General features: G+C 76.1%; 1 protein-coding gene and 1 pseudogene. Both read left to right on the top strand.

Going from position 1 to position 1,206, the window contains the following annotated elements; all coding sequences use genetic code 11:
- A partial coding sequence (locus tag HMPREF0731_RS19985) for an FAD binding domain-containing protein (protein ID WP_007006029.1) occupies nucleotides 1-733 on the top strand: 733 nt, incomplete at its 5' end.
- Nucleotides 730-1,206, top strand: a pseudogene (locus HMPREF0731_RS19980) (xanthine dehydrogenase family protein molybdopterin-binding subunit); the annotation flags it as partial. The gene HMPREF0731_RS19985 and the pseudogene HMPREF0731_RS19980, both read left to right, overlap by 4 nt.

Raw genomic sequence — 1,206 nt, 5'->3', positions numbered from 1 at the left:
CGCCTGCCCGGCGGCGGCCGAGGCGCTGGCGCTCTCCGCCTCCGCCCAGATCCGCAACATGGCGACGCTGGGCGGCAACCTGCTGCAGAAGACCCGCTGCGCCTATTACCGCGACCCGGCGAATTTCGCGGCGTGCAACAAGCGCAGCCCCGGCAGCGGCTGCGCCGCGCTTGACGGGGCCACCCACAACCACGCCCTGCTCGGCGGCAGCGCGGCCTGCATCGCCACCTATCCGGGCGATTTCGCCGTGGCGCTGGCCGCCTTCGACGCGGTGGTCGAGACCGGCACGCGCTGGATGCCGGTGGCCGATTTCTTCCTGCTGCCGGGCGACACGCCGCAGCGCGAATTCGCCCTCGAACCGGGCGAGGTCATCACCGCCCTCTGCATCCCCGACAGCGCCGCCGCGCGCCGCTCCACCTATCTGAAGCTGCGCGACCGCGCCTCCTACGAATTCGCCAGCGTCAGCGTCGCGGCCGGGCTGGCGCTCGGCGCCGATGGCCGCATCGCCGCGCTGCGCCTGGCCCTTGGCGGCGTCGCCACCATCCCCTGGCGGCTGCGCGCGGTGGAGGCGGCGCTGATCGGCGAAATCCCGACGCCGGCGCTGCTGCGCGAGGCCAGCGCGCTGGCCATGCGCGGCGCCGCGCCGCGCGCGGACAACCGCCACAAGCTGGCGCTGGCGCCGCGCCTGGTGCACCGCGCCATCGAGCAGCTGCTGCAGGGAGAAGCCGCATGACGCCGCAGGGCATGACCCGGCATGGCGATGCCGGAGATGGCATCGGCGGCCGCCCGCCGCGCATCGACGGCGCGGCGAAGATCCGCGGCCAGGCGCGCTACGCGCTGGACCAGGAGGTGGAGGGGCTGGTCCATGGCGTGCTGGCCACCGCCGCCATCGCCGCCGGGCGGGTGCGCCAGGTCGACACCGGCGCGGCGGAGGCGGCGCCCGGCGTGCTGCTGGTGCTGACACCGCAGAACACCCCGCCGCTGCGCCCCGCCGCCACCTGGACCGGGGAGCCCACCACGGCCACGGAGTACCGCCCCCTCGACCCCGTCATCCGCCATGCCGGCCAGCAGGTGGCGCTGGTGGTGGCGGAGACGCTGGAGCAGGCGACCGAGGCGGCGGCGCTGCTGCGCATCGCCTATGAGGAGGCGCCGGCCATCGCGGATTGCGCGGCGCCGGGGGCGGAGGCCGGGCCGCCGCTGCCGCCG

The sequence above is a fragment of the Pseudoroseomonas cervicalis ATCC 49957 genome (genome assembly GCF_000164635.1).
In the GTDB taxonomy this organism is placed as follows: Bacteria; Pseudomonadota; Alphaproteobacteria; order Acetobacterales; family Acetobacteraceae; genus Pseudoroseomonas; species Pseudoroseomonas cervicalis.
Note: the sequence above shows the minus strand (reverse complement) of the source record. Positions and strands in the feature narration are given on the sequence as shown.